Raw genomic sequence first — 19,338 nt, 5'->3', positions numbered from 1 at the left:
GCCAGTACCAAACGTGGAGGGACCCGCGGTGGCAGCAGCACCAGTCTGGAGTGTCGACCCCCGAACCGGGAAGCAGCGTGAACAGGTTGCGGTGGAGGCAACGGCCCAGGAGGTCGACACCGTGGTCCGCGCCGCGCACGAAGCGCGCGCCTCCCTCGCCGACCGCACCGTCCGCGCCGCGTTCCTGCGCTCCGCCGCCGACCGGCTGCAGACGGCCAAGGACACGCTCGTCGAGGTGGCCGACGCCGAGACCGCGCTCGGCCCGGTCCGGCTGAACGGCGAGCTCGCCCGCACCTGCTACCAGCTGCGCGCGTTCGCCGACATCGTCGACGAGGGCGCCTTCCTCGACGTCGTCGTCAACCACCCGGACGGCGCCGCCACCCCGCCCATCCCCGATCTGCGCCGCTACAAGGTGCCGCTCGGCGTGGTCGCCGTGTACTCGGCGTCCAACTTCCCGTTCGCCTTCTCCGTCGCGGGCGGCGACACCGCGAGCGCGCTGGCGGCCGGCAACCCGGTCGTCGTCAAGTCCCACCCCGACCACCCGGCGCTGTCCGAGCTGGTCGCCAAGGTGCTGCGCACGGCGGCCGCCGAGCACGGCATCCCGGAGAGCGTGCTCGGTCTGGTGCACGGCTTCGAGGCCGGCGTCGAGCTGATCAAGCACCCGCTGGTCGCCGCGGCCGGCTTCACCGGCTCGATCCGGGGCGGCCGCGCGCTGTTCGACGCGGCGGCGGCCCGCCCGGTGCCGATCCCGTTCCACGGCGAGCTGGGCTCGCTGAACCCCGTCGTGGTGACCGAGGCGGCCGCGGTCGAGCGCGCCGAGGACATCGGCGCCGGACTCGCCGGGTCCATGACGATGGGCGTCGGCCAGTTCTGCGTCAAGCCGGGCCTGGTGCTCGTGCCCTCCGGCGCGGCCGGCGACGGGCTGGTCAAGTCGCTGACGGACGCGGTCAGCGACACCGACGCGGGCGTGCTGCTCGACCACCGGATGCGGGACAACTTCATCGCCGGGGTCGCCGAGCGCGCGGAGCTGGCCGACGTGGAGTCGCCGGTGACGCCCGGCGCGGGCGGCGAGCACACCGTCAGCGCGGGGTTCCTGACCGTGCCCGCGTCCCGGCTCACCGCCGAGGGTGCGCACGACCTGCTGCTGGAGGAGTGCTTCGGGCCGGTGACCGTGGTGGCCCGCTACGAGGACGAGGGTGAGGTCAAGGCGGTGCTGTCGCGGCTGCCGGGCAACCTCACGGCGACCGTGCAGCTGTCCGAGGGGGAGGCCGCCGGCCAGGGGCGCGGGGTGGAGATCCTCGCGGAGCTCACCCCGCTGGCCGGGCGTGTGCTGGTCAACGGGTGGCCCACGGGCGTCGCCGTGGCGCCGGCCCAGCACCACGGCGGGCCGTACCCGGCCACGACGTCGACGTCCACGTCGGTGGGCGGTACGGCGATCGAGCGGTGGCTGCGGCCGGTCGCGTACCAGAACACGCCCGCCGCGCTGCTGCCGGTGGAGCTTCGGGACGAGAACGAGCTGGGGCTGCCGCGGCGGTTCAACGGGCGCCTGGAGCGGTAGCGCTCCGCGGGTGCGCCGTTGGGGGTGCGCCGTTGGGGGTGCGCCGTTGGGGGTGCGCCGTTGGGGGTGCGCCGTTGGGGGTGCGCCGTTGGGGGTGCGCCGTTGGGGGTGCGGTTGTTTGCGGGCTGCGGGCCGGTAGGGGGCTGGCCGCGCAGTTCCCCGCGCCCCCAAGCAAGTGGGCGTCCTCCCCCTGGATAATCAGTGCATGGACGTCACGCTGCCCGAACTGCCTTTTCCCCTCCGTACCTATGGGCCCGACGGGCACTGGTCCCACGAGGGCGGGGTGTTGACCGGGTGGGCCGGGGCCCGGCAGGACCGGTTCGTGCCGCCCACCGGGGAGGCGCTGGACCCCGCCGCCGACGCGCCCCGGCTGCTCGGCGCGCCCGAGGGGGACTTCCAGTTGATCGCCCGCGTCACCGTGGGGTTCAACTGGGCCTTCGACGCGGGGGCGTTGTACGTCCAGGTCGGCGAGCGGGCCTGGGCCAAGCTGTGTCTGGAGTACTCCCCGGATGTGGCGACCGTCTGCACGGTGGTCACCCGGGGGCACTCCGACGATGCCAACTCCTTCACCGTGGAGGGGAGTTCGGTCTGGCTGCGGGTGAGCCGCACCGGCCGTGCCTTCGCCTTCCACGCCTCCCGGGACGGCAAGCGCTGGACCTTCGTCCGGCTGTTCACGCTCGGTGACGAGAAGGAGACCGGCGCCGCTCTGGTCGGCTTCATGACGCAGTCGCCGATGGGGGAGGGGTGCGTCGTGACCTACGACCACCTCGAGTTCCGGACCGACTGGCCGGACGACCTGAGGGACGGAAGCTGAGCGTGACTCGGCGCGGGGAGACGGCGGGAATGAAACGAGCTGATTGAAGGTTCACTCATATATTCGGTCACGCGATATATCAGTCACCGGATACATCAGTCACCCGACCTGAAGAGAGCCGAGACATGCGCGTCGAGATCTGGAGCGACATCGCCTGCCCCTGGTGCTACGTGGGCAAGGCCCGCTTCGAGAAGGCGCTCGAGGCCTTCCCGCACCGCGACCAGGTCGAGGTGGTGCACCGTTCCTTCGAGCTGGACCCCGGCCGTGCCAAGAGCGATGTCCAGCCCGTGATCAAGATGCTCACCAAGAAGTACGGCATGAGCGAGGCGCAGGCGCAGGCCGGCGAGGAGAACCTGGGCACCCAGGCCGCCGCCGAGGGCCTCGACTACCGCACCCGTGACCGCGACCACGGCAACACCTTCGACATGCACCGGCTGCTGCACCTCGCCAAGGAGCAGGGCCGGCAGGACGAGCTGATCCAGATCCTCTACCGGGCGAACTTCGCCGAGGAGCGGTCCGTCTTCTCCGAGGGCGACGAGCGGCTCGTGGAGCTGGCCGTCGAGGCCGGGCTCGACGCCGAGGCCGCCCGCAAGGTGCTCGCCGACCCGACCGCCTACGCCGACGAGGTCCGCGCCGACGAGCGCGAGGCCGCCCAGCTCGGTGCGAACGGAGTGCCCTTCTTCGTCCTCGACCGCGCCTACGGCGTCTCCGGCGCCCAGCCCGCCGAGGTCTTCGCCCAGGCGCTGACCCAGGCCTGGGGCGACCGCTCCCCGCTGAAGCTGATCGACGACGGCGGCGCTCAGGCCTGCGGCCCGGACGGCTGCGCCGTGCCCCAGACCTGAGAAGCGCAGGTGGGAGCGGAGCCATAAGCGTTGCTTAGGGGTTCCACGTAGGAATTCGCAATGGACTGCGACTTCTCCCGGCCGCACAGTTGAGCCATGGAGACGTTCGAGACCCTCGTCCGCGCCGAGTTCGCCCCGAAGAACACCTATCTGAACACCGCGAGCAACGGCCTGCTGCCGGCCCGCACCGTCGCCGCCCTGCAGGCGGCGGCGCTGCTGCGGGCCGAGGGTCGGCCGCTGACTCCGCTGTACGAGGACGTGGAGGCCTGCCGGGCCGGGTACGCCCGGCTGGCCGGCGTCCCGACCGACCGGGTCGCGCTCGGCGTCTCGGTCGCCGCGCACACCGGTGTGATCGCCGCCTCGCTCCCCGCGGGCGCGGAAGTGCTCACCGTCGAGGACGACTTCACCTCCGTGCTGAACCCGTTCCACGTCCGCGGCGACCTCAAGGTCCGCGCCGTCCCGCTGGAGCGGATCGCCGAGTCGGTCCGGCCCGGCACCGCGCTGGTCGCCGTCAGCGCCGCCCAGTCCGCGGACGGCCGTATCGCCGACCTGCCCGCACTGCGCGAGGCGGCCCATGCGCACGGAGCCCGCACCTACGTCGACTTCTCCCAGGCCGCCGGCTGGCTGCCGATGGACGCCGACGCGTACGACTACACCGCCTCGGTCGCCTTCAAGTGGCTGCTCGGCCCGCACGGAGCGGCGTTCCTCGTCGTCCCGGAGGACTTCGGCGGGCTGACGCCGATGCTGGCGGGCTGGGTCGCGGGGGAGAACCCGTGGGACAGCTGCTACGGCCCCGTCACCGAACTCGCCCACTCCGCCCGGCGGTTCGACCTCACCCACGCCCTGTTCACGTACGCCGGTCTGCGCCGCTCCCTCGACCTCGTCGAGGAACTCGGCGTGGCCGCCGTCCAGGCCCATGACCTCGCCCTCGCCGACCGCTTCCGCACGGGCCTGGCCGGCCTCGGCCACCAGCCGGTGCCCGCGCCCGGCTCCGCGATCGTCTCCGTGCCCGGACTCGGCGTCCGCCAGCCCGAGTTGAGCGCCGCGGGCATCGAGGTCTCCAACCGCGCGGGCAACCTGCGGGCCGCCTTCCACCTGTACAACACGCCCGCGGACGTCGATCGCCTGCTGGACGTGCTCGCGGGCTGACCCCCCGGCCGGCAGCCGGGGGGCCGAGGTCCACAGCCGTCAGCGGACCGGGGTGAAGTCCCGGGCCCCGATGAACTCCGGCCGCCGGATCGGCGCCGCGAACGGCTCCACGGCCGCGTTCTCCACGCTGTTGAACACGAGGAACACATTGCTGCGCGGGAACGGCGTGATGTTGTCGCCGGACCCGTGCATGCAGTTGCAGTCGAACCAGGTCGCGGAACCGGCCTCGCCCGTGAAGAGCTGGATGCCGTACTCGCTCGCCATCTCGGTCAGCGCCTCGTCCGACGGCGTGCCCGCGTCCTGCATCTGCAGCGACTTCTTGTAGTTGTCCTCGGGGGTGGCCCCGGCGCAGCCGAGGAACGTCCGGTGCGAGCCCGGCATGATCATCAGGCCGCCGTTGGTGTCGAGGTTCTCGGTCAGCGCGATCGAGACGGACACCGTCCGCATGTTCGGCAGCCCGTCCTCGGCGTGCCAGGTCTCGAAGTCGGAGTGCCAGTAGAAGCCGCCGGCCCCGAAGCCCGGCTTGACGTTGATCCGGGACTGGTGGACGTACACGTCCGAACCGAGGATCTGCCGGGCCCGCCCGGCGACCCGCTCGTCGCGGGCGAGGGCGGCGAAGACGGGGCTCAGCTTGTGCACCTCGAAGACGGACCGGATCTCCTTGGACCGCGGCTCGACGATCGACCGCTCGTCGGCCCGGATCGCCGGATCGGCGACGAGCCGCTCCAGCTCCCGCCGGCAGACGGTCACCTCGTCGTCGCTGATCAGCTTCTCGACGGCGAGGAAGCCGTCGCGTTCGTACGTCTGGAGGCCGGCCGTCGGGATCGGGCCCGGGGCGTCGGGGGCGCCCCAGACGACGGGGTCCTTGCGGGGGACGGCCGCCTCCGCGGCGCCGCGGGTGGGGTACAGATCGGTGAGCGTGGACATGGTCATGCTGCTCACACCTCCTCGGGCTCGGTCAGCAGGGGGTAGACGCCGTTCTCGTCGTGGTCCTCCCGTCCGGTCACGGGCGGGTTGAACACACAGAGGCAGCGGAAGTCCTCCTGGACGCGGAGCGTGTGCCGCTCGTGCCCGTCGAGGAGGTACATGGTCCCGGGCGTGATGCGGTGCGTCCGCCCGGTCTCGTGGTCGGTCAGCTCGGCCTCGCCCGCCATGCAGACGACGGCCTCGATGTGGTTCGCGTACCGCATCGACGTCTCGGTGCCGGCGTACAGAATCGTTTCGTGCAGCGAGAATCCGACGCGTTCCCGGGCGAGGACGATGCGCTTGCTCTCCCAGGTGCCGGACGCCGCCCGCACATGCCGGTCGGTGCCTTCGATGTCCTTGAACGATCGGACGATCACGGTGGTGCGATGCCTCCCAGGTAGGTGACGGTGTTCGTGTCGCGGGTTCCGAGGAGGTCAGACGGTCTCCCGCACCGCGCGGGCGACGATGCTGAGGCCCTCGTCCAGCTCCTCGGGGGTGATGGTCAGGGCCGGCAGCAGCTTGACGACCTCGCTCTCCGGGCCGGAGGTCTCGATCAGCAGCCCGAGCTCGAAGGCCCGCTCCGCGACCCGCCCGGCCCGCGCCTTCTCGTGGAACTCCAGGCCCCACACCAGACCGCGGCCCCGGTACTCCTTGACGTCGGCCAGGTTCTCCTCGGTGATCGAGATGAGTCCCTGCTCGATCTGCTCGCCACGCGCCCGGGTCTGCTTCTCCATCGCGGACCCGTCGGCCCAGTAGGTCTCCAGGGCGGCGGTGGCGGTGACGAAGGCCGGGTTGTTGCCGCGGAAGGTGCCGTTGTGCTCGCCCGGCTCCCACACGTCCAGTTCCGGCTTGAACAGGCAGAGCGACATGGGCAGTCCGTAGCCGCTGATCGACTTGGACACGGTGACGATGTCCGGGACGATCCCGGCCTCCTCGAAGGAGAAGAACGCGCCGGTGCGCCCGCAGCCCATCTGGATGTCGTCGACGATCAGCAGCATGTCCTGCCGCTCGCACAGCTCCTTGAGCGCACGCAGCCACTCCGGACGCGCGACGTTGATGCCGCCCTCGCCCTGCACGGTCTCGACGATCACGGCGGCGGGCTTGTTGAGCCCCGACCCCTGGTCCTCCAACAGCCGCTCGAACCACAGGAAGTCGGGGATCTGGCCGTCGAAGTAGTTGTCGAACGGCATGGGCGTGCCGTGCACCAGCGGGATCCCGGCGCCGGCCCGCTTGAAAGCGTTTCCGGTCACGGCGAGCGACCCCAGCGACATCCCGTGGAAGGCGTTGGTGAACGACACGATGGCCTCGCGCCCCTTCACCTTCCGCGCCAGCTTCAGCGCGGACTCCACGGCGTTGGTGCCGGTCGGGCCCGGGAACATGACCTTGTACGGCAGTTCACGCGGGCGCAGCACCAGATCCTGGAACGTCTCCAGGAACGACCGCTTGGCGACGGTCGACATGTCGAGCCCGTGCGTGACGCCGTCCCGCAGCAGATAGTCGACCAACGCCCGTTTGAGCACGGGGTTGTTGTGGCCGTAGTTGAGTGACCCGGCGCCGGCGAAGAAGTCGAGATACCGATGACCGTCCTCGTCGTACATGCGGCTGCCCTGCGCACGGTCGAACACGGCGGGCCAGCTGCGGCAGTAGCTGCGCACTTCGGACTCGAGGGTCTCGAAGACGCTGAGGTCGGGCTGGGTGATGCTCACGACGAAACACTCCTCGGTGTGGGGGGTGTGGGGGGGTGTGGGGTGTGGGGGGGGTGAAGGGGCCGGCTCAGCGGGACAGGGGGCCGATCCGGTACATGACCTCGGGGTCGTGCGGACCGTCCGGGAACAGTTCCTCGCCGAACAGCACCTCGCGGCTGACGGGCGCGTCATGCCGGGCGGCGTACGAGGCGAACAGCCGCTCGGAGGCGGTGTTGCCCGGGGTGATGGTGGTTTCGACGACGGTGACGAGCGGGCGGTCGGCGACGAGCCGCGCGGTGAGCCCGTCGAGCAGGGCCGCGGCGAGACCCCGCCCGCGGTGCGCGGCGTCCACGGCCACCTGCCAGATCAGCAGGGTGCGCGGGTCCTCGGGCCGTATGTAACCGGTGACGAACCCGATCGGCTCGCCGCCCTCGGTCCGCGCCACCGCCGAGGTGGCGGCGAAGTCCCGGCACCACAGCAGATAGCTGTAGGACGAGTTCAGATCGAGCGTTCCGGATTCCTTGGCGATACGCCACAGCGCGGCCCCGTCGGCCATCGACGGACGGTCGATACATAGGTCTGCTTGTGCGGCAGTCATGCGGATGGAACTTACCCAGGGAAATTCAATAACGCATGGAGGGGCCGTGGTGATTCCGTGATGCCGCCCGGACAGCTGCCTGATATGCGCGGTTTCCACCTACACAAAACACCCATAGCGTACTCATTGTGCAATGCGTCACGCGCCCGGAACCGGCCCGAAATTCCCCGTGTTTAGCAGCGGGGAATCCGGGCAGAAGAACTCGGGAAAGCTATCCTCGCAAAGAAACCGGAAGAGAATTCCTGAGTCACCGTGAATTCAGGTTCCGGTGACTCCGTCGATACGCTCCCGGAGAATGTCCGCGTGCCCGTTGTGCCGGGCGTACTCCTCGATCATGTGGATGAGCACCCAGCGCAGGCTGACCTCGACGCCGGCCATCGGCCCGTCGAGGATCCGCCCGGTGTCGTCCAGCGACCGCCCGGCGATCAGCTCACGCCCCCGCGCGATCTCCCGCCGCCAGACGGCCAACGCCTCCTCGAGCCCCCGTCCGGCGTCCAGCGCGTACCCGCTCGCGTCCTCGAAGACCGGAGGCACGTCGAGTCCGGCGAACGCCCGCTGGAACCAGTTCCGTTCGACCTCGGCGAGATGCTGGACCAGCCCGAGCAGGGTCAACGCGGACGGCTCGACGGAGGCCTGCCGCACCTGCTCGTCGTCCAGCCCGGCGCACTTCAGCACCAGCGTGCTCCGATGGAACTCCAACCAGCTCTCCAGCATGGGGAGTTCATCACCGGTGAGGAGGGGGACGGGTCGGCCGTCGGGGAGGGTGTGGGGTGTGTCAGTGGTCATCGGGGCAGGATGGCACGGGGGACTGACATCGATCACCGGTGATGGGAGTCGGACATGCAGATCGCGGGACTCGTCATCTCGGTCGTCGCCCTGCTCGTGAGCGGCCTCGCCGTTCTCTACGCGACACGGACGGACAAACGGGATGTGTTCCTGAGGCTGCACGAAACGCTCATCTCTCCGGAATTACAGAGAGGGCGGAAGGTGCTGTTCGACCTCTACCGTCGGCAAGGCGCGGTCGAGGACCTCGGCCCGCTCGACTACGAACTCGCCAACCGGGCCCTGGCGGCCCTGGACGTCGCCGCGTACTACTGCGAGAAGAAATACGTGGACGAGGAGGACTTCCTGGAGCTCTGGGCCCCGGCTCTGGGCCGGTTGAAGTACGCCGCCGCACCCTTCGTCGAGCATCGGGACGGCATGTTTCCAGGAATCCCCGTCTGGCCGCGCTACAAGCGACTCGCCAACCGGGCGGAGGCACGACTCATCGCCTCGGGCGTGGCCCCATCGGTCCTCTCCGATCGAAGTCTGTAGATCGAAGCCCGTAGTAGGGGAAGCGAGGGGCCGCAGGCGGATATTCGGTGGAGACCTGGTCGTGTCGATGGCACGGTGAGGTCCATGCCGTCGCCCGTAGTCGAACGACTGCTTCTTGAACTGCACACCTCGCTCACCCTGCGCAAGCGTCCGGAAGACGTGGCCCGGCTCGTCCAGGACCTCTACGCCGCGCAGGAGACCGACCTCGACACAGCGACCGAGGCGGCGCTCGCCAAGGCCGCCGAGCACTCGCTGCGCAACCTCTGGCACGGCTACACCTCCATGCGGGAGGAGTTCGCCCGCCCCGTCGGCGCGCAACGACAACTCCTGCGAGCGGCAACCCTGTTCACGAACGTGCCGGAACTCCCGGGCGACGCCGGGGACGATCCGGCCCGCATCGAGGCGGTGATCCGACAGGCAGGCGAGGAGATCGGCCGCTCGTACGGGCAGAACGACTTCGGCAGGGACCGCCTCGACCGGGCGGAGCGTACGGCGGCGGGCCTCGGCGAGATCTCCAAGCGCCAGTACAACAAGCGCTTCCGGCTGCTGCGCAGGATGGAAGCCAAACTGGCCCGGGTCATTCACGAGCAGCGCCGCCGCGAAGTGACCCTGACCGGCAAAGGCGCGCTCGCCCACGTCCTGCCGTACGAACTGTTCGCCACCGACCCGGACACGGCCGCCTTCATCGCGTACCTCACGGCGCGTGGTCACATGCGCAGCGTCTTCACCAACGGTCGGCAGCGTCAGGCCTACGACGAGGTCGCGGCGGCCCTGTTCCAGCGGCTGCGGAACTTCCCCGAGCGGACGTGCTGGTACGCCGTCGCGCACGTGCACCCCACGGCCGAAGTGCTGGCCCATGTGTCCGACCAGGACCTCACGCACCTGCTGCTGCGGTGGAACGGCTTCCTGCGCCAGGTCGCCGACCTGCTGGAGGACGCCTGGAACCGGCACCCACTCGAACGGGACACGATGATCGTGCGCCGTGGCGACGACTCGTCCACGTGGAACCAGGCCGCACAGGCGTGGAACACGGCCCGGGCCCACTGGTTCGCGCTGCTGAGCGAGCTGGGCCAGGACGAGCTCCTCGACCGGTTCTGTCCCGGCAAGGTGCCCCGACTGATGGCGGCCGACGTGGCGTACTGGCACCGCATGAGCGGCGGGGGGCTGCATCCGGACACCTACGTCTGGGCAGAGCTTCCGCTGCCCTGGGAAGTGCTCAGGGGTGAGAAGGAATGCCCACGCTCACTCGTCGAGGCAGCCTGCGCCCGGTATCGAGTGGACCCGGTGTCCGGCGCCTGGACCGCCCCCAGACCGGCAGTCGAAGCCGTCGCGTTCCGGCGGACGCCCGAACTGGTCCACGGAGTCGCCGTCGCCGACCCGCTGACGGCCAGTGCGCTGCGGTCGGCCGGGATCTTCTCCGGCAAGCACCAACGTGCCGCCGCCCAGGAATGGTGGTGATCGACGCCACCGCACGCACGGGTCCGCGACGGTAAAGCAGTTGACCCATGCGGCGGCCGCGGCAATGATCACACCGACGACGAGGAAGCTCTGCGGAGGAGCGCCCGGCTCGAATCCCGGGTGGACGCAGGTTCGAATCCTGCCCTCGTCGTCTTCACGACTTTTGAAGAGTTCGCCGCTCTTGCCCCCGGTCCGACTTCTACCGCCGGCCCTCCGCCGCCGCGCGCAGTGCGCCCGGCAGGTCCACGGCCAGCCCCTTCTCCGTCAGGGCGGTGCCCAGTGCGGTCAGGCATGCCTGGACGACGTCCGTCGTCGCGTCGGCGCCGTAGTGGTTGACCCGGATCATCTCCTTGGCCAGGGCGCCCCCGCCCGCGGCCAGCGGCAGCGTGGGGTCGCCGGCCAGCGCTCGGGCCACCAGCTCCGACGCCACCACGCCGGGCGGGGTGCGTAGCGTCGTGGCGACCGGGGCCGCGTCCGCCGCGTCGTGGACGTATGGCTCCAGACCGCCGCCCAGGGCAACCGCGCCCGCACGGGTCGCCGCCGCGGCGGACGTGTGCCGGGCCATCACCGTCTCCAGCCCCTCCGTCTCGATCCGTTCGACGCACGCCTCCAGGGCCAGCATCTCCAGCTGGGCCGGCGCGTGCAGCAGGGTCTTGCGGCCGCCGTCGATCCAGCGCTGCTTCCAGTCCAGGAGGGAGAGGTACGAGCGGCGCGGGGCCGAAGGGTTCGCGGCCATCCGGGCCCACGCCCGCTCGCTCACCGACACCGCCGACACACCCGCCGGGCCGCCCATCGCCTTCTGCGCCCCGATCACGCACAGGTCCACGCCCCACGCGTCCGGCAGCACCGGCTCCGCGCCGATCGAGGCGACCGCGTCCAGGTAGAACAACGCGCCGTGCTCCCGCACCGCCTCGCCGATCTCGGCGACCGGGTTGGTGTTGCCGGTCGCCGCCTCCGCGTGCACCAGCGACACGAAGTCGATCTCCGGGTGCTCGGCGAAGGCCGCCCGGATCTGCGCGGCCGTGACAGCCGAGTGGAAGGGCGCCGCGAGATCGATCACCTTCGCGCCGCAGTCCCGCAGCCAGTCGCCGAAGGTCTGCCCGTACGGACCGGTGATCACGTTCAGCGCCACCGTGCCGGGACCGGCGGTCCCCCTGATCGCGCCCTCCAGCGGCAACAGCGCCTCGCCCTGCATGATCACGACGTCCTGCCGGGTGTCCAGCAGACGGGCCACGCGGTCCTCGATCGAGGCGAAGTGGGCGGCGCTCAGCGGGGACAGATCGAGGAACGGGTGTGTCACGGCGGTGCTCTCTTTGCTCACGGGGTATGGGTGACGAGAGTAACCGCCCCTGTACCCACCTTCCGGATCGATGTACCCACCTTCCGGATCGATGACTTCGTAGGTCGAACCGCCCCGTAGCCATCGGTTTGGTTTGAGCGCCTCAAACTTCTCCTTATAATCGGAACTCATAGTTCTCTTACAGGAAGGCCCGCCGTGAACACCCTCTCCGGGCGCCGGACCCGCGTTCTGGCCGCCACCACCGCGACGGCCGGGCTGCTGCTCGTGTCCGCCTGTACCTCCAGTGACGACGGTGGCAGCGGCTCCAAGACCGCCGCCGGCGGGGTCGAGCTCGTCAAGGCGGGCCAGCTCACCACCTGCACCCACCTGCCCTACCCGCCCTTCCAGTCGGAGATCGACGGCAAGGTGCAGGGCTTCGACGTGTCGCTCATCGACCTCGTCGCCGAGGACCTGGGCGTGAAGCAGGAGATCCTCGACACGCCGTTCGAGAACTTCAAGACCGGCGCCTTCCTCAACTCGGGCGAGTGCGACGTGGCCGCGGCCGGCATGACCATCACCGACGAGCGCAAGAAGAACGTCGACTTCTCCGACCCCTACTTCGAGGCCACCCAGGCCCTCCTGGTCGACAAGAAGGCCGGCCTCACCTCGCTCGCCGACGTGAAGTCCAAGAACGCCAAGCTCGGCACCCAGGCGCAGACCACCGGCGAGGACTACGCGAAGAAGGAGGGCTTCGACCCGGTCTCCTTCGAGTCCTCCGACGCGGTCCTCAACGGTCTGCGCTCCGGTCAGGTCAAGGCCGTCGTCATCGACTACCCGGTGGTCCAGGGCTGGCTGAAGGACAAGGCGAACGCGGCCGCCTTCGAGGTCGCGGACAACATCAACACCGGTGAGCAGTACGGCTTCACGGTGAAGAAGGGCAACGCGGGGCTCCTCGCCGCGATCAACAAGGCGCTCGGTGCGGCCAAGTCGGACGGCACGTACAAGACGCTGTACGAGAAGTGGATCGGCCCGTACGACGACTCGGCCGCGTCGCCCGCCGCGTCATGACCTCCACGGACGTACCACTCCAGCCCAGGAGGAAGGGGCTGACGCGACGCCAGAAGCGTCGCCTCTCGCGCGGCGCGCAGTACGTCGTCTTCGTCGCGGCCGTGATCGCCTTCGCGGCCTCGGCCGACTGGGGCAGGCTGAAGAACCAGTTCGCCCAGTGGAGCATCGCGAAGGAGATGTTCCCGGACGTCATCACGCTGGCGCTGAAGAACACCGTGCTCTACACGGTGTCCGGCTTCGCCGTCGGACTGGCGCTCGGCATGGTCATCGCGCTGATGCGGCTCTCCTCCGTCGGCCCGTACCGCTGGCTGGCCGGGATCTACATCGAGATCTTCCGCGGTCTGCCCGCCCTGCTGATCTTCATCTTCATCGGCGTGGCCGTCCCGCTGGCCTTCCCGGGCACGGAGATCGTCGGCGGCACCTACGGCAAGGTCGCCCTCGCCCTCGGTCTGGTCGCCGCGGCCTACATGGCGGAGACGATCCGCGCGGGCATCCAGGCCGTCCCCAAGGGGCAGCTGGAGGCAGCCCGTTCGCTGGGCTTCTCGCCGGCCCGGGCGATGATCTCGATCGTCATCCCGCAGGCGTTCCGGATCATCCTCCCGCCCCTCACCAACGAACTGGTCCTCCTCTTCAAGGACTCCTCGCTGGTCCTCTTCCTGGGCGTGACCCTGGAAGAGCGCGAACTGTCCAAGTACGGCCGCGACCTGGCCAGTACGACGGCCAACTCCACGCCCATCCTCGTCGCCGGCCTCTGCTACCTGCTGGTGACCATCCCGCTCGGCTTCGTCGTGCGCCGTATGGAGGCCAAGGCCCAGGAGGCCACCAAGTGAGCAGCACTGCAGAGATCGAAGTACGCGGACTGCACAAGTCCTTCGGCGCCAACGAGGTGCTGCGCGGCATCGACCTGGAGATCGGCCGGGGCGAGGTCGTGTGCGTGATCGGCCCGTCCGGCTCGGGCAAGTCGACGCTGCTGCGCTGCGTGAACCTCCTCGAAGAGCCCACCAAGGGCCAGGTCTTCGTCGGCGGCGCCGAACTCACCGACCCCGACGTCGACATCGACGCCGTCCGCCGCCGTATCGGCATGGTCTTCCAGCAGTTCAACCTCTTCCCGCACCTGTCGGTGACCGAGAACCTCACGCTGCCGCAGCGCCGGGTGCTCCGGCGCGGCAAGGCGGAGGCGGCGAAGGTGGCCGCCGAGAACCTCGAACGCGTGGGCCTGGCGGAGAAGGCGGACGCCTACCCCGCCTCCCTCTCCGGCGGCCAGCAGCAGCGCGTCGCGATCGCCCGGGCCCTCGCCATGGGCCCCGAGGTGATGCTGTTCGACGAGCCGACGTCGGCGCTCGACCCCGAGCTGGTCGGGGACGTCCTGGCCGTCATGCGGATGCTCGCCAACGAGGGCATGACGATGATGGTCGTCACCCACGAGATGACCTTCGCCCGCGAGGTCGCCGACCGGGTCGTCTTCATGGACGGCGGAGTGATCGTCGAGGACGGCGCGCCCGCTCAGGTCATCGGCGCCCCGAGCCACGAGCGCACCCGCCACTTCCTCTCCCGCCTCCTCGACCCGGCGATGGCCGAGGTGGAGGAGGAGACCTCGGACCAGGTGGGCAAGAGCGACTAGCCGGTCACTAGGGTGCGGTGCATGAGCGTTCACGCGGTGCTGCATGTGAAGGGCCGGGTGCTGGCCGGGCCCGACGACGTCCGCGACGAGCTGTGGGTCGTCGACGGGCTGATCTCCTACGACCGTCCCGTCGGCGCCCGCGACGTCCGGACCGTCGCGGGCTGGGCGCTGCCCGGCCTGGTCGACGCCCACTGCCATGTGGGTCTCGGGCCGCACGGCCCGGTCGAGCCGGGCGTCGCCGAGAAGCAGGCGCTGACCGACCGCGAGGCGGGCACCCTGCTGATCCGGGACGCCGGCTCGCCCTCGGACACCCGCTGGGTCGACGACCGCGCGGACCTCCCGAAGATCATCAGGGCGGGTCGGCACATCGCGCGCACCCGCCGCTACATCCGCGGCTTCGCGCACGAGATCGAGCCCGACGACCTGGTCGCCTACGTCGCCCGGGAGGCCGAGCGCGGCGACGGCTGGGTCAAGCTGGTCGGCGACTGGATCGACCGCGAGGCCGGCGACCTCACCCCCAGCTGGCCCCGGGAGGCGGCCGCGGCGGCGATCGCCGAGGCCCACCGCCTCGGTGCGCGCGTCACCGCCCACTGCTTCGCCGAGAACTCGCTGCGCGACCTGGTCGAGTCCGGCATCGACTGCATCGAACACGCGACGGGCCTGACGCAGGACCTGATCCCGCTGTTCGTCGAGCGCGGTGTCGCGATCGTCCCCACCCTCGTGAACATCGCGACGTTCCCGCAGCTCGCGGCGGGCGGCGAGGCCAAGTTCCCGAACTGGTCGGCCCATATGCGCCGGCTCCACGAGCGCCGCTACGACACCGTCCGCGCCGCCTACGACGCCGGCATCCCGGTCTTCGTCGGCACGGACGCCGGCGGCACGCTGCCGCACGGCCTGGTCGCCGCGGAGGTCGCGGAACTGGTGACGGCGGGCATCCCGCCGCTGGAGGCGCTCTCGGCGACCACGTGGGGCGCGCGCGAGTGGCTCGGACGCCCCGGTCTCGAGGAGGGCGCCCCGGCGGACCTCGTCGTCTACGAGACGGACCCGCGCGCGGACGTGGGCGTGCTCGCGGCGCCGCGCCGGGTGGTCCTCAACGGGCGGGTGGTGGGCTGAGGGCACCGGGGCGTGGGGGCGCGAGGGCGCGAGGGGCGTGGGGCGCGGGGGAATGTGGAGAACGTACGTGCTGGGGGATTCGAAGATGTGCACGGAAAACTCACGTTGGAGTGAACTCGCGTCGGCCTGCTGACCGTTCACCCTTCGTACGCGATTCTTGCGAGGTCCCGAAGCGTCTCTTCTGGGGGTCCCACCCTTGAACGGCAACACCTTCCGCATGCCCGCACGCGCCCGTACCCGGCGCGTCGCCGCCGTGGCGGCGGCCACGGCCCTGGCCGCAGGTCCCGCGGCCCTGGCCGGTGCGGGCACCGCCCACGCGACCGACGGCCAGGGCCGCGCGAGCGCGTCCGTCCTACGCACCGGCCTGGACGTGGCCCTGCTCGACAAGACCGTCGACGTTCCGCTCGCCGTCTCCCTCAACGAGGTGCAGGCGCCGCAGAGCGCCGAAAAGACCGCGCTGACGGCCGAGTTGAACGGCGTCGACGGCGGAAAGCCCTTCAGCGTCCTGCGCGCGGACGTCGCCGAGGCCAAGGCGACGGTCGACGACACGAAGGCCGAGGCCTCCACCCGCCTCGCTCACGCCAGGCTGCACGTCCCCGGCCTCCCGCTGCTCTCCCTCATCGAGGTCGGCACGGTCACCTCGAAGGCGACCTGCGAGGCGGGCAAGGCCCCGGTCGCCGCCTCCAACCTGCTCGGCTCGGTGACGGTCCTGGGCAAGAAGGTGTCGGTGAGCGCGGGCGGCACGACGGACGTGAAGGTGCCGGGCGTGGGCGAGGTCCGCCTGGACCTCTCCCAACGGGAGACCACCACGCGCACGGCCGCCGCGACCGCCCTCGAACTCACCGTCTCCGTCAACCCGTTGAGCCTCAACGTCGCCGAGGTCACCGGCACCCTGACCCTCGCGAAGGCCACCTGTGAGACACCCCCGGTGAAGGAACAGGACCAGGAACAGGAAGAGGAGCAGACGCAGGAGCAGGAACAGCCGCAGGAGCAGCCGCAGGAGCAGGCCGCCGAGCCGGGAGCCGCCCCCGCCGGTGACGTCAAGGCCCAGAGCGCGCCCGCACAGGCGGACCTGGCGCAGACCGGCGGCAGTTCGGCGACCCCGTACATCGCGGGCGGCGCGGCGGCGCTGCTGCTCGCGGGCGGGGGAGCGGCGGTGCTGGCCCGCCGCCGAGGCTGACCGGACGAGCCGCAGGCCGCGGACACCGGAATGTCCCCCCGATGTCCGCGGCCCCGCCCTATCCCCTCAGTCTCCTCACGCCCGAGTCAGCGCCAGGGCCTGGTCCAGCGCCTGAAGGAACCGGTTCACCGTCGCCCGGTCCCGGACCGCCAGCCGCAGCCACTCCTCGTCCAGCCCCGGGAAGGTGTCCCCGCGCCGGACCGCGAACCCCAGGTTGCGCAGATGCCGGCGGACGGCGGCGGCCCGGGGCAGCCGTATGAGGACGAAGGGACCGTCGGCCGGTCCCACGACCCGCACCCCGTCGGCGGCGAACTCCTCGAGACCGGCGACGAGATGCGCCCGGTCGGCGGCGACCCGGTGCGCCGCGTGCGCGGCCTCCGCCAGCGCCCGCGGCGCCACACACGCCTCCGCCGCCGCCAGCGCCGGCGTGGACACCGGCCACAGCGGCTGCGCCCGCTCCAGTTCCTCGATCGTCTCCGGCGCGGCGAGGACGTAGCCGATCCGCAGCCCCGCCAGCCCCCAGGTCTTGGTCAGGCTGCGCAGCACCACCAGACCGGGCACGTCCGTCCGCCCGGCGAGGGCCTCCCGCTCGCCCGGCACCGCGTCCATGAAAGCCTCGTCGACCACCAGGGTCCGCCCGACCCGGGCCAGTCGCCGGATCGTCTCCGCCGGGTGGAGGACCGACGTCGGGTTCGTCGGGTTGCCGATGACGACCAGGTCCGCGTCCTCGGGGACGGCCGCCGGGTCGAGCCGGAAGCCGTCCTCCTCCCGCAGCAGCACCCGGCCCACGGTGTGGCCGGCATCCCGCAGCGCCGCCTCGGGCTCGGTGAACTGCGGGTGCACCACGACCGGCTGACGGATCTTCAGTGCGCGGGCGAGCAGGACGAACGCCTCGGCCGCGCCCGCCGTCAGCAGCACGCGCTGCACCGGGAGTCCGTGCCGTGCCGCGACCGCCGCCCGCGCGGCCCGCCCGTCCGGGTAGGCCGCCAGGGAGCCGAGCGAGCCGGCGATGTGCTCGCGCAGCCAGGACGGGGGTGTGTCCGCACGGACGTTGACCGCGAGGTCGATCAACTCGGCCCCGTCGTCCCGGACTTCCGAGTCCCCGTGGTGACGCAGGTCGTGTCCGGTGGTGGGCCCGGTGGTGTGCTCGGCGGCGTGGTCAGTGGGCATGGGCGTGTCCGCCGTGGTGGTGGTGCCCGTGATGGTCATGGTGGCCGTCGTCGTCCGGGTGGAAGTGCGGCTGCTGCGGCAGCCCCACCTTGTCCTCGAAGCCCGGCAGCGCGATCCGGTACACGCACGAGTCGCAGTTCATCCGCAGATCGCCCTTGACGGCCTCCCGGTACCGCTCCATCACCAGGTCGAGCAGCTCCGGCTCGGGACCGATGACGTCCGCCGACCGCACCTCGACCTCCGGATGCGCGGCCGCCCACCCCTCGGTCTGCTGCCGCACCCGGTCCGGCAGGATCCCGGTGAACAGGAAGTACGGCAGGACGACGATCCGCCGCGCGCCCAGCTTCACGCATCGGTCGAGGCCGCTCGGCACGTCCGGCGCGGCCAGCGACACGAACGCCGTCTCCACGCCCGCGTATCCGCGCCCCTCCCACAGCAGCCGGGCGGCCTTGTGGACCTCGGCGTTGGCGTCCGGGTCCGTCGAGCCGCGCCCGACCAGCAGCACGGTGACGTCGGCCAGGTCGTCCGGCGTGCGCCCGACGGTGCCCAGCGCCTCCTCCAGCCGTCGCTCCAGCACGTTCAGCAGCGCCGGGTGCGGGCCCAGCGGACGGCCGTAGGTGTAGGAGATCCCCGGGTGCCGCTCCTTCTCGCGGGTGAGGGCGGCCGGGATGTCCCCCTTGGCGTGCCCGGCGGACACCAGCATCAGCGGGACGGCGGCGAACCGCCGTACGCCGCGCTCCACCAGCTCCGTCACCGCGTCGCCCAGCGGCGGCGGGGACAGCTCGATGAAGCCGCCCGCCACGGGCAGTTCGGGGTGGCGGCGCCCGAGCTCCCGTACGAAGTCGCGGAACGCTTCGGCTCCGGCCTCGTCCCGGGTGCCGTGGCCGGCGATGAGCAGGGCGGGCGGGGGCGGGGTGGTCACGGTTTCTCCTCGGTGGAAACGGGGTGGTACAGCAGGGCGTTGAGCGCGGCGGCGGCGACCGCCGAGCCGCCCTTCTCGGACACGTTGCTCACGGCGGGCAGCCCGCTCTCGCGCAGCGCGGCCTTGGACTCGACCGCGCCGACGAAGCCGACGGGCAGGCCGATGACGAGGGCCGGGGCCGCGTCCAGGGTCAGCAACTCCTCCAGCGCGGTCGGCGCGTTGCCGATCACCCAGAGGGCGCCGGGGCCGACCTGCTCGTAGGCGAGCCGGATCGCGTGCGCCGAACGGGTCAGCCCCGGCCCGGCCACGGCGTCCTTGAGACGGCAGACGGTCTCCCGCCGGGTGATCCCGGCGCCCACCATCTCGACGTCCACGACCACGGGCGCCCCGGCGTGCAGCGCGGTGTGCGCCTTCGCCAACTCGCCCTCGTCCAGGACGAGATCGCTCGCGTACTCCAGATCGGCGGCGGAGTGGACGACCCGCTCCACGACCGCCCGGGTCAACGGCGGGAAGTGCGAGGTGTCCAGCCGGGCGCGCAGCCGCCGGTAGGACTCCTCCTCGATCGGATGAATCACGCGGTCCATACGGTCCACACGGTCCA

At 71.1% G+C, this 19,338-nt stretch carries 20 protein-coding genes and 1 tRNA gene; 12 read left to right on the top strand and 9 right to left on the bottom strand.

Annotated elements, in window-relative coordinates:
• The first annotated feature begins 28 nt into the window (after positions 1-28).
• The 4 genes from ABZ725_RS36400 (at position 29) to ABZ725_RS36385 (ending at position 4,363) form a co-directional block, all read left to right on the top strand.
• Positions 29-1,558 (top strand): aldehyde dehydrogenase (NADP(+)), encoded by a 1,530-nt coding sequence (locus tag ABZ725_RS36400; protein ID WP_358806683.1) that lies wholly within the window; start codon positions 29-31, stop codon positions 1,556-1,558.
• A gap of 205 nt (positions 1,559-1,763) precedes the next feature.
• Complete coding sequence (locus tag ABZ725_RS36395) at positions 1,764-2,372, top strand: DUF1349 domain-containing protein (RefSeq protein ID WP_358806682.1); 609 nt, start codon at positions 1,764-1,766, stop codon at positions 2,370-2,372.
• 125 nt (positions 2,373-2,497) lie between these two features.
• Positions 2,498-3,214 carry a DsbA family oxidoreductase gene (locus tag ABZ725_RS36390; RefSeq protein WP_358806681.1) on the top strand — a complete coding sequence of 239 codons (717 nt, stop codon included), beginning with the start codon at positions 2,498-2,500 and terminating at the stop codon, positions 3,212-3,214.
• Positions 3,215-3,310: 96 nt separating this feature from the next.
• Entirely contained in the window at positions 3,311-4,363 is a 1,053-nt protein-coding gene (locus tag ABZ725_RS36385) for an aminotransferase class V-fold PLP-dependent enzyme (RefSeq protein WP_358806680.1), read from the top strand.
• Between the two features lie 39 nt (positions 4,364-4,402).
• On the opposite strand, the gene thpD is transcribed toward ABZ725_RS36385, so the two are convergent.
• The 5 genes from thpD to ABZ725_RS36360 all read right to left on the bottom strand — a co-directional run bounded on the left by thpD (position 4,403) and on the right by ABZ725_RS36360 (position 8,398).
• Entirely contained in the window at positions 4,403-5,296 is an 894-nt protein-coding gene (gene thpD, locus ABZ725_RS36380) for an ectoine hydroxylase (RefSeq protein ID WP_358806679.1), read from the bottom strand.
• A 5-nt stretch (positions 5,297-5,301) separates the two neighbouring features.
• A complete protein-coding gene (locus ABZ725_RS36375) occupies positions 5,302-5,706 on the bottom strand; it encodes an ectoine synthase (RefSeq protein WP_358806678.1) in 405 nt (134 codons plus the stop codon).
• 57 nt (positions 5,707-5,763) lie between these two features.
• Positions 5,764-7,035, bottom strand: a complete 1,272-nt coding sequence (ectB, locus tag ABZ725_RS36370) for a diaminobutyrate--2-oxoglutarate transaminase (RefSeq protein ID WP_358806677.1) — start codon at positions 7,033-7,035, stop codon at positions 5,764-5,766.
• A gap of 67 nt (positions 7,036-7,102) precedes the next feature.
• The gene (gene ectA / locus ABZ725_RS36365) at positions 7,103-7,612 is read right to left on the bottom strand and encodes a diaminobutyrate acetyltransferase (protein ID WP_358806676.1); all 510 of its coding nucleotides are present in this window, start codon (positions 7,610-7,612) and stop codon (positions 7,103-7,105) included.
• Between the two features lie 258 nt (positions 7,613-7,870).
• Complete coding sequence (locus ABZ725_RS36360; RefSeq protein ID WP_358806675.1) at positions 7,871-8,398, bottom strand: DinB family protein; 528 nt, start codon at positions 8,396-8,398, stop codon at positions 7,871-7,873.
• 54 nt (positions 8,399-8,452) lie between these two features.
• On the opposite strand from ABZ725_RS36360, the gene ABZ725_RS36355 reads away from it, so the two are divergent.
• The 3 genes from ABZ725_RS36355 (at position 8,453) to ABZ725_RS36345 (ending at position 10,535) form a co-directional block, all read left to right on the top strand.
• Positions 8,453-8,926 (top strand): hypothetical protein, encoded by a 474-nt coding sequence (locus ABZ725_RS36355; protein ID WP_358806674.1) that lies wholly within the window; start codon positions 8,453-8,455, stop codon positions 8,924-8,926.
• 84 nt (positions 8,927-9,010) lie between these two features.
• Entirely contained in the window at positions 9,011-10,384 is a 1,374-nt protein-coding gene (locus tag ABZ725_RS36350; RefSeq protein ID WP_358806673.1) for a hypothetical protein, read from the top strand.
• Between the two features lie 78 nt (positions 10,385-10,462).
• A tRNA-Ser gene (locus tag ABZ725_RS36345) sits at positions 10,463-10,535 on the top strand.
• A 48-nt stretch (positions 10,536-10,583) separates the two neighbouring features.
• Here ABZ725_RS36345 and ABZ725_RS36340 read toward each other — a convergent pair.
• A complete protein-coding gene (locus ABZ725_RS36340) occupies positions 10,584-11,705 on the bottom strand; it encodes an aminotransferase class V-fold PLP-dependent enzyme (protein WP_358806672.1) in 1,122 nt (373 codons plus the stop codon).
• Positions 11,706-11,879: 174 nt separating this feature from the next.
• Here ABZ725_RS36340 and ABZ725_RS36335 point away from each other — a divergent pair, with 174 nt between their 5' ends.
• From ABZ725_RS36335 to ABZ725_RS36315, 5 genes are all read left to right on the top strand, one after another.
• On the top strand, positions 11,880-12,731 hold the full coding sequence (locus tag ABZ725_RS36335) for an ABC transporter substrate-binding protein (protein ID WP_358806671.1): 852 nt from the start codon (positions 11,880-11,882) through the stop codon (positions 12,729-12,731).
• Positions 12,728-13,561: an amino acid ABC transporter permease gene (locus ABZ725_RS36330; protein ID WP_351908392.1), complete on the top strand. Its 834-nt coding sequence runs from the start codon at positions 12,728-12,730 to the stop codon at positions 13,559-13,561. Before ABZ725_RS36335 ends, ABZ725_RS36330 begins: the two co-directional genes overlap by 4 nt.
• Entirely contained in the window at positions 13,558-14,352 is a 795-nt protein-coding gene (locus tag ABZ725_RS36325) for an amino acid ABC transporter ATP-binding protein (RefSeq protein WP_358806670.1), read from the top strand. The genes ABZ725_RS36330 and ABZ725_RS36325 overlap by 4 nt, the downstream gene beginning before the upstream one ends.
• A gap of 21 nt (positions 14,353-14,373) precedes the next feature.
• On the top strand, positions 14,374-15,465 hold the full coding sequence (locus ABZ725_RS36320) for an amidohydrolase family protein (protein WP_358806669.1): 1,092 nt from the start codon (positions 14,374-14,376) through the stop codon (positions 15,463-15,465).
• 196 nt (positions 15,466-15,661) lie between these two features.
• Positions 15,662-16,645: an SCO1860 family LAETG-anchored protein gene (locus ABZ725_RS36315; protein ID WP_358806668.1), complete on the top strand. Its 984-nt coding sequence runs from the start codon at positions 15,662-15,664 to the stop codon at positions 16,643-16,645.
• A gap of 75 nt (positions 16,646-16,720) precedes the next feature.
• On the opposite strand, the gene cobC is transcribed toward ABZ725_RS36315, so the two are convergent.
• The 3 genes from cobC to ABZ725_RS36300 are packed head-to-tail and all read right to left on the bottom strand — an operon-like array spanning position 16,721 to position 19,321.
• On the bottom strand, positions 16,721-17,815 hold the full coding sequence (gene cobC / locus ABZ725_RS36310) for an Rv2231c family pyridoxal phosphate-dependent protein CobC (protein ID WP_358806809.1): 1,095 nt from the start codon (positions 17,813-17,815) through the stop codon (positions 16,721-16,723).
• Positions 17,805-18,737, bottom strand: a complete 933-nt coding sequence (locus tag ABZ725_RS36305; RefSeq protein ID WP_358806667.1) for a sirohydrochlorin chelatase — start codon at positions 18,735-18,737, stop codon at positions 17,805-17,807. The genes cobC and ABZ725_RS36305 overlap by 11 nt, the downstream gene beginning before the upstream one ends.
• On the bottom strand, positions 18,734-19,321 hold the full coding sequence (locus ABZ725_RS36300) for a precorrin-8X methylmutase (protein ID WP_358806808.1): 588 nt from the start codon (positions 19,319-19,321) through the stop codon (positions 18,734-18,736). Before ABZ725_RS36300 ends, ABZ725_RS36305 begins: the two co-directional genes overlap by 4 nt.
• Between the last annotated feature and the right edge of the window lie 17 nt (positions 19,322-19,338).

This window comes from Streptomyces sp. NPDC006872, from assembly GCF_040635845.1.
In the GTDB taxonomy this organism is placed as follows: domain Bacteria; phylum Actinomycetota; class Actinomycetes; order Streptomycetales; family Streptomycetaceae; genus Streptomyces.
The sequence above is the reverse complement of the archived record's forward strand: the minus strand, read 5'-3'. Positions and strand labels throughout refer to the sequence as shown.

What these genes read in the sequence shown, in the direction of transcription:
- ABZ725_RS36300 (WP_358806808.1), bottom strand. Translation starts at nt 19,321, where the DNA reads ATGGACCGCGTGATTCATCCGATCGAGGAGGAGTCCTACCGGCGGCTG.
- ABZ725_RS36350 (WP_358806673.1), top strand. Translation starts at nt 9,011, where the DNA reads ATGCCGTCGCCCGTAGTCGAACGACTGCTTCTTGAACTGCACACCTCG.
- ectA (WP_358806676.1), bottom strand. Translation starts at nt 7,612, where the DNA reads ATGACTGCCGCACAAGCAGACCTATGTATCGACCGTCCGTCGATGGCC.
- thpD (WP_358806679.1), bottom strand. Translation starts at nt 5,296, where the DNA reads ATGACCATGTCCACGCTCACCGATCTGTACCCCACCCGCGGCGCCGCG.
- ABZ725_RS36390 (WP_358806681.1), top strand. Translation starts at nt 2,498, where the DNA reads ATGCGCGTCGAGATCTGGAGCGACATCGCCTGCCCCTGGTGCTACGTG.
- ABZ725_RS36360 (WP_358806675.1), bottom strand. Translation starts at nt 8,398, where the DNA reads ATGACCACTGACACACCCCACACCCTCCCCGACGGCCGACCCGTCCCC.
- ABZ725_RS36330 (WP_351908392.1), top strand. Translation starts at nt 12,728, where the DNA reads ATGACCTCCACGGACGTACCACTCCAGCCCAGGAGGAAGGGGCTGACG.
- ABZ725_RS36395 (WP_358806682.1), top strand. Translation starts at nt 1,764, where the DNA reads ATGGACGTCACGCTGCCCGAACTGCCTTTTCCCCTCCGTACCTATGGG.
- ABZ725_RS36320 (WP_358806669.1), top strand. Translation starts at nt 14,374, where the DNA reads ATGAGCGTTCACGCGGTGCTGCATGTGAAGGGCCGGGTGCTGGCCGGG.
- ABZ725_RS36355 (WP_358806674.1), top strand. Translation starts at nt 8,453, where the DNA reads ATGCAGATCGCGGGACTCGTCATCTCGGTCGTCGCCCTGCTCGTGAGC.
- cobC (WP_358806809.1), bottom strand. Translation starts at nt 17,815, where the DNA reads ATGCCCACTGACCACGCCGCCGAGCACACCACCGGGCCCACCACCGGA.
- ABZ725_RS36385 (WP_358806680.1), top strand. Translation starts at nt 3,311, where the DNA reads ATGGAGACGTTCGAGACCCTCGTCCGCGCCGAGTTCGCCCCGAAGAAC.